At 48.0% G+C, this 8,858-nt stretch carries 1 protein-coding gene; it reads left to right on the top strand.

Features of this window, described 5'->3' with window-relative positions:
• The first annotated feature begins 83 nt into the window (after window positions 1-83).
• Window positions 84-8,855 carry a beta strand repeat-containing protein gene (locus LU351_RS07930; protein ID WP_232593527.1) on the top strand — a complete coding sequence of 2,924 codons (8,772 nt, stop codon included), beginning with the start codon at window positions 84-86 and terminating at the stop codon, window positions 8,853-8,855.
• Window positions 8,856-8,858 lie beyond the last annotated feature (3 nt).

Genomic DNA, 8,858 nt, shown 5'->3' with positions numbered 1-8,858 from the left:
CCTTCTCCGTTACCGGTACAAATCAAGTATCGGCCCAAGCTAATGGTGCTGCAGCGGCAATTTCCTTCAGTGGAGTGACTGCCGTGAATGGTGACGGTGCGGATGACAATGACAGTGTCGCTTCAAGTGGCACCTTGACCTTGGCAGGTACAGATTCGATTACCGACTCCGGCATTACCTTTACCAGTGTGGATACCATCACTAATGCAGTGTCTCTGACCGGTACCACGGGTATTGATGTGATCGAGGTGAGCGCAACAAATGCTCTGTCGGTATTGGGAATGAGCTTAAGTGGGGTGACTAGCTACGATACGGGCACTGGCGCAACGGATACGATTGATGCAAACAGTAATGGTGTTGCGCTGGGGGTATCGGACTTCAGTGTGGCAGGCATTGATATCAGTGGTACGGTGTCTGTGACCGAAGCCGGTGAGGTTAATACCACGGGCACTACACAAGCTTTGACCCTCAATACTTCGGGTAATTTAACCGCGGCCAGCATAGGCAGTTTTGCTGGCGTCACTGGCGTGACGGGTGACAATGCCAACACCATTGATATCAGTGATAGCGATGTCACGCTCTCCACTACCGGTTTTAGACTAGACACTACGACGATTGATGTGGATGGCATCACCACGGTCACCAATGCCGGTGATATTACTGGCACGGTGTTAGCGGATGCCTTCTCCGTTACCGGTACAAATCAAGTATCGGCCCAAGCTAATGGTGCTGCAGCGGCAATTTCCTTCAGTGGAGTGACTGCCGTGAATGGTGACGGTGCGGATGACAATGACAGTGTCGCTTCAAGTGGCACCTTGACCTTGGCAGGTACAGATTCGATTACCGACTCCGGCATTACCTTTACCAGTGTGGATACCATCACTAATGCAGTGTCTCTGACCGGTACCACGGGTATTGATGTGATCGAGGTGAGCGCAACAAATGCTCTGTCGGTATTGGGAATGAGCTTAAGTGGGGTGACTAGCTACGATACGGGCACTGGCGCAACGGATACGATTGATGCAAACAGTAATGGTGTTGCGCTGGGGGTATCGGACTTCAGTGTGGCAGGCATTGATATCAGTGGTACGGTGTCTGTGACCGAAGCCGGTGAGGCTAATACCACGGGCACTACCCAAGCGCTGACTCTGAATACCTCGGGTGATTTAACCGCAGCCAGTATAGGCAGTTTTACGGGTGTAACGGGTGTTACGGGAGATGCCGACAATACCATCGATATCAGTGATAGCGATGTCACGCTCTCCACTACCGGTTTTAGACTAGACACCACGACGATTGATGTGGACGGCATTACCACAGTCACCAATGCCGGTGATATTACTGGCACGGCGTTAGCGGATGCCTTCTCGGTGACGGGGACGAATACAGTATCGGCCCAGGCTAATGGTGCTGCAGCGGCGATTGCCTTCAGTGGTGTTACGGCGGTGGACGGCAGTGGCAGTGCGGATAGCGATAGTATTGCTTCCAGCGGATCTACCACATTGGTGGCTGCCAACTCGGTAAGTGATTCCGGTATTACCTTTACCAATGTAGAAAGCGTCACGGGCGCGACGACCTTAACCGGCACTACCGCAGCAGACGCGCTAGAAGTGACGGCAAACAATTCCTTGTCGGTGTTTGGAATGAGCATAGGTAATGTTTCGAATTACGATACCGGTATGACCGGTGTCGATACAATCGACATCAACAGCAATGGTATCGCGTTAACTGCATCAGGTTTTACCGTTGCCAACATTAACATCACTGGAGATGTTTCGGTTTCGGAAGTGGGTGATGTAGACACCACCGGCACAACAGAGAGCTTAACGCTTACGACAGCAGGTGTATTGACTGCAACGAGTATTGGTACCTTCACGGGTGTGACCGGCGTTAATGGTGATTCGGCGAATACCATTGATATCAGTGATAGCGATGTCACGCTCTCCGCTACCGGTTTTAGACTAGACGGCACGATGATTGATGTGGACGGCATTACCACAGTCACCAATGCCGGTGATATTACTGCCACGGCGTTAGCGGATGCCTTCTCGGTGACGGGGACGAATACGGTATCGGCCCAAGCTAATGGTGCTGCAGAGGCGATTTCCTTCAGTGGTGTTACGGCTGTGAATGGAAATGGTGTGGATGATGGCGACAGTGTTGCTTCAAGTGGAACAGTAACACTAGGAGGAACCGACTCTGTTATCGACTCAGGTATTACTTTCTCCAGCGTAGATACGGTAACTAATGCCGGTGCAGTGACTGGGTCCACTTTAGATGAAGCGTATGTAATTACTGGCAATAACTCTTTGTCTGTGAGTGGTATGACGCTCAGCAACGTTAACTCTGTTGATGCAAACGGTAACGCTGGTAATACCGACCAAGATTCTGTCGCGCTAATTTCGAGCGTGGATGTTCTGAGTTCAGAATCCATTAGTTCATCTCTTATTACGTTCACCAATATTGAATCAGCATCGAACGCCGGCACATTAACCGGGACAACGGGAGATGATACGTTTCAAATTACCGGTACCAATGAAGTTACCTTCCTAGACATTACGTTCTCTGATGTGACCAGTATTAATGCAGGAACGGGCTCCGAAACCGAAGGTGATACTGTTGTCAATACCACTGGCAACTCAGTGACAGTAACTGCCTCAGAAACGCTCTCATCAAACTCCATTTCATTCTCAGATGTAGAACTGGTCACAGCCTCTGGCGGCACGGCCTATGAAGTCTTCGGAACCACCGGCGATGATGTATTTGATGTAACCAATGAACAAGCATTTACGCTGCAAAATATCGCGTTTTCTGATGTGGGGAGTGCTAGAGGTCGAAGTGGGACCGATACCGTAACGAATAATAACGCTGACTCGGCCACAAGTAGCGTAGAGTTATCTTCTAGTAATCAGCAATTTACGACTGCTTCAATCAGTTTTATCAATATTGAAGAGGTCACTAATGCTGGAGCGGTCGTCGGAACCACCGGTGATGATTCGTTTGTGGTAACGGCTGCTGGTGGAGTGACTACCAGTAACAGCATCGCCTTAACTGGAGTGACTTCAATAGACGGAGGTGCCGAAACAACACCCGGCGTAGATGACATTACATTGCTGATTGGAGCGGGGTTAACGTTAAACAATGCCACAACGGGTGAATTTGTATCCTCAGGCATTACGATATCGGATATCGAAACGGTATCCAATGCTGGCGATATTGTGGGAACCGCTAGTGATGAAGCCTTCCGTAATTTAGGTTCTGGGCAAATTGAACTACTCGCATTAGTGACCGATACCAACGCCATAGTAACTTTTAATGGTGTCTCTTCGATAGATGGCGATGGCGGTAATAATGCATTGGACAACAATTTCCGCAGTATTACGATGAATGACCCTGACAGTGGGTTCGTCGAAAATGACTCCAATGTGACCTTTACCAATGTCTTTTCTACTATTGATACTGGAAATGTTACCGCTTCCAGCAATGCTAACGATACTGTCACATTAAATTCCGTTACCGGTATGCAAGCGTCATTGTCGATGACGGCGTCACCGGGTACTGGCACCAATACCTACTCAATGGAGGGGGTAACCAGTTTTGATGCGGGAGACCAATCGGGTTCAGACCCTTTCAGCGATACACTCATTAATAACAGTGGTCTTGATATTTCGGGGAACAGTTTTGGGGGCGTCACCTTTACCAATTTTGAAGTGTTCAGCCTCTCCAGTAATTTAATTGGTACTACTGGTGCAGACTTGTTCATCGTTGAAGGCGCCAACACGGTGACATTTAATGATGCCCAGTTTATCAATGTTTTAACGATTTCTGGTGATGACGGCACGGACACTATTCAATTAGCTGATGGTGCCACTTTGGATGATGTTGCGATTGTTGTGGATTCTACCAGTGGCCTCACTGGTGTGAGCACCAATGGATTTGTAGCGACAGAAATTGAAGCGGTATCTGTTAACGTCACGGATCCAATGGCAGACCAGTTTATGACAGTAACAGGCTTATCAACCGATGAGTCGTATTCCATTACTGCTGCCAATACCCTCGCTTTGCTGAATACCGATGCTACGACTGCGATTTCTTTCAGTGGTGTGGACATCTTCAATGCGGGAACAGGCACCACAGACAGTTTGGATGTGACAAATTCAGGTATAGCCCTGGCTGATTCGGCAACGCGTTCTAGTGCAACGAATCCTTTCGATTTTACGGTTCAAGGGATTGATGTTTTCCAAATCGATAATGTTGTTAATACCGGTGCATTAACGGCGACCAATGACAATGAAGTGTTTAACATCACTGGAACAGAATCCTTAAGTTTCTCCTCCTTTACATTCTCAGGCGTGACTTCACTCGATGCCGGAGGGGGTACCAATTCGATTGACAATCAGTCAGGTCAGTCTGTCAACATTCAGTCAGTTAATACGTTCTCTCTGGCGAATATTGATGTTTCCAGCGTGACTTCAGTAACCAATGTTGGTGCATTGGTTGGCTCATCAGGTGACGACGCGTTTACTGATTCCGCAGACGGAAATATCACGGCGGGTTCCATTCTTTACCAGGCTGTTACCTCAGTGGATGGTAACGGGGAAGTCAATGGAGACTCTGTAAGTTTAGGCAACCAAAACGTTACCTTAAATGCCGCTGGATTTGATGCAGGATCGTCGTCTATTTCTTATGAAGGCATAGAAAATGTCAGTCATATTGGTTCATTGACTGGACAAGCTACAACTGCCAGCGATTACGCGCTTACAGGTGCCTCTGCGGTGAGTGTCAATGGAATCGGATTTACCGGCACGACTTCTATTGCCGCAGGATCCAATGTTAATGACTCTCTTTCTGCGTTTGATGGTGTGACGCTCACGGCGAGCGGATTTACCGCCAGCAGTATTGATGTCACTGGTGTGGAGACGGTAACCAATACGGGTTTATTCACCGGCAGTTCGGCAGCGGATACTATGGTGTTGTCTGGTACATCATTAGCAGTGTCGGGAATAGATTTCCAAGGTGTATCCCAAATTGATGGTGCAGGGGGCAGTGATTCAATTGGCATAAACTCCGCAGGTTTATCACTCGCGGTTACTGACGCGAGCTTTGATGTCAATGCCGGAGGTGTGGTCGATATCATGCAGGTGGAGTCTGTTTCTGATATCGGTACTCTTTCAGGTTCGGCTGGAAATGATGCGTTTGTCTTGAATGGCAGTGCCGTTTCGGTCACAGGTTTAAGTATTAATTTGAGTGATGTTACCGCCATTGATGGTAATGGAGGCGCTTCAGACACGGTTGATATCAACAATCAAGATGTCACCTTAGCAACCGATGGCAGCGCAACGTCGACGAGCATCAACTTATCTGATCTCGATTTTTACACTAATGTTGGCCAACTCTCGGGATCTACTGCCGCAGAGGTCTTTTCAGTCACCGGAGCCAATGAAGTAGCAGTTTCTTCAATCGTTTTCCAAGGAGTAAATACTGTCGATGCGGGTGCAGGCTCGGTCACAGATACGGTTGATAATGACTTTGGTGGTTCAGTCGATCTTATTGCGAGCGAATCGGCGAGTGTAGGCGGTATAACGTTTACTGAAGTCGAAGCATTCAGCCAAACCGGGACGCTAGTGGGCACTGATGGTGATGACAGTTTTGTTGAAGATGGAGGCACTGGCAATGCAATTTCCGTTTTCGATATCAGCTTTAATGGCGTTACTCAGATTGATGGTGGTGGCCATGTTAATGGTGATTCGTTAGCTAATGGAGATTATGGTGTCAACCTCACCGACAGTGGGTTCACCAGTAATTCCGGTATTGAATACGTGGGCATTGAGTCAGTGACCAGAACCGGTGCGATTGTCGGGACGGCTAACGGTGAAACCTATTCTGTGACTGGCGACAATTCCGTTAACGTGGGGTCGTTCGGGTTTGAGGATGTTACCAGTGTGGATGGTGGAGCAGGCTCCGATACATTTGTCTCTCTCTCAGGGGCAGTATTGTCATCGGCTGCTGATATTGATTTTGTCTCTTCTAATATGGATATCGCCAATATTGAGACGGTGACTGCTGTTGGGGATTTAACAGGTACTGCTGGAGCTGATGAATTCACCCTAGATGGCAATGGTGTGGTAACGGCAAATACCGTTCGTTTTGAAAACGTAACGTCCGTGGATGGCAGTGACGGTAGTGATGTATTTGATGCGAACAGTAACGGCGTAACGTTAAGCACCGACGCTAATATCGATTTCACTTCCCAAAATGTCGCGGTTTCGAATATCGAAACGGTGACTGAAACTAACTCTCTTACAGGGTCATCCAATGCTGAAGCCTTCACGGTCACGGGGGCAGGGTTAGTGAGTGAGTCTGGCATTAGCTTCCAGAATGTTGCTTCATTGGATGGCGGTGAAGGTAATGATGCTTTGGTTGCTGGTAATGCCGGTGTCACGCTTTCCAGTGCCAGTGGTGTTGATTTTAATGTTCAGTCTGTCGCAGTGACTTCTGTTGAGTCTGTTTCACAGGTAAATACCTTAACAGGTACGGATGCGGATGAAAGTTTCGATGTGGTGGCGACTAACTCAGTGGTTGTGAATGCATTAACGTTTGAGGATGTGAATACCCTCTCCGGTGGAGGCGGCTCTGACACCGTTATTAACACCATTAATGATGTCGTGTCAGTGGTGTCGGACTCCGTGACAACACTGGGTAATATTGCTTTCGATACCATCGAAACCGTTTCTTTGGCCTCTACATTACTTGGGTCGAATACTGGAGAGGTATTTGAAGATCAATCGGGCAATGCCTTTGTTGTTAATGGTGTCACTTATGAAGATGTTGCGACCATTGATGGCTCTGGCGGTGACGATACTTTTGTGCTTGCAGGGTCTGATGTGGCACTGACGGGTAATTCAGGCAGCGACACAGTGCAGTCTTCGGGCGATTGGATAATTGCCTCATTGGATGGTACTGGTGCTAATGGATCAGTATCGAATGCGACCTTCACCGGTATAGACAGCCTAGCGGGGGATAATGATACAACGACGAGTTTGCTGGGCCCTGATCAAGACATTAATTGGACAGTCAATGGTCAAAATAGTGGCCAGTTGGCGACCGTAAATAATGATTTACTGACATTTACGGGAATTACGAATCTAACGGGTGGAAGTGGTACGGATGTGTTTTCATCTACGTCCTCTGCCAATATCGGTGACCTTTCTGGTGGTACTGGAAATGATACCTTCTTGATGACCGCTGGTAGTGTAGGAAATTTAAGCGGTGGCGCGGGTGATGATGTCTTTACTGTCGATGGAGCCAGCACGGGAAGTATTTCCGGTGATGCAGGTAATGACCGTTTAATTTCAGGTGATGATGCGAATACCTGGACAGTGACCGGTTCGAATACAGGTACGCTCAATTCCACTTTATTTACAGCAGTAGAAAACCTGACTTCAGGTACGGGTAACGACACTTTTGAGTTATCCAGCGGAAGTATTACCTCAATTCAGTCGGGTGCTGGTGATGATATCTTTACCGTTACCGGGGCGACGGTGACAGAGCGTTTAGATGGAGAAACTGGTTCGAATACATTGTCGGCGGTCGGTGACTGGTTGTTGTCGTCTCTCAGTGAAGAGGGGAGTGCTGCTGGGGTTGCGGGTGGTGTTGCGTTCGAGAATATTCAGACTTTCATTGGTGATGGAGGGGCCTCAACTGCTCTTACTGGTCCAAGCGAAGCGTTAATCTGGCAAGTTTTTGATACAGGCAGTGGTACATTGTCGCGTGTTGGTGGCAGTGGATCAGCGTCTTTTTCAGGGTTTAATGTGCTTAACGGCCGGGGTGGAAATAACACTTTTGCTTATGATGGCGAGCCATCAACCTGGACGCTAACACAAAACCTTTCCACTGTTTCACAGTATCAGTTCACCGGTATGGAAAGCCTGATTGATAATACCGGTGAGGTCGCTATTGATACCTCGTTGGCCATTAACTTTACCGGGGCAAACACCATGAATGTGGGCAGCCTTAACTTTAACTACAACGGCTCACCGCTAACGATTAATGGCGCATCTTCTGTCTCTGGTAACATTGTTACCAGCAGTGATTTGATTTTAGCGGGTATTCAAGGGGATATTAATTTAACCGGTGATCTGGCAAGCATAGACGCTACCACGGTCAATACGGGTTCCACGATTAATATTGGCGGAGAAAACGGGTTAGCGTCAGATGTGTACATAAGGAATCTAGAAACTCAAAACGGAAATATTAGTGTTCAAGCCGATGGGGATATCATCGTCAATGTGATAGACACGAATGGTACTGGTAATACAGAGGTATTGGTTCAAAGTAACTCGGGAAGTGTTCTTGCCGTTGGGTCAGCAGACGGAGTATTCAATCTGGTGGAACCTACAGCGTCAGGGGAAATCCGTGATGCCAATATTTTTGGTGATTTGGTGACGTTAAATGCGCTCTCTGGAAGCGTTAACGACCCAAGTGCTGTATTAGTGATTGATGGCTCAGAGGATGTGTTTATTGGCTCATTGTCATTCACCGAGCCAACATTCCTACAAGAGCCGGATAACTTCGAAACGGTGGGTGAACAGTTAGAGTCTATTGCAGAAGTTGCATCGTCATCCGGTGTTCGAGCGGCAACTCAAAACGGTTTAGACCAAGCCGGTTCCATTGACCCAGCCATTTTCACTAATCTATTACCGTTTGCTGCAGGTGATGAGTCAATTGCCATGCCAGACGATCAAAAAGAGAGCGGTGGTGACGAGTTCTTTGACGATGAATTTGAAGAATTCGACGATTATGAGGAAGAGCCTGAGGAAGAGCCGGTAGCGGCTAATGAGTTTACAGGGCGGTAATTG

Origin of the sequence: Marinibactrum halimedae (genome assembly GCF_021234875.1) — a bacterium.
Taxonomy (GTDB): domain Bacteria; phylum Pseudomonadota; class Gammaproteobacteria; order Pseudomonadales; family Cellvibrionaceae; genus Marinibactrum; species Marinibactrum halimedae.
This window is presented reverse-complemented; position numbering and strand designations above follow the sequence as displayed.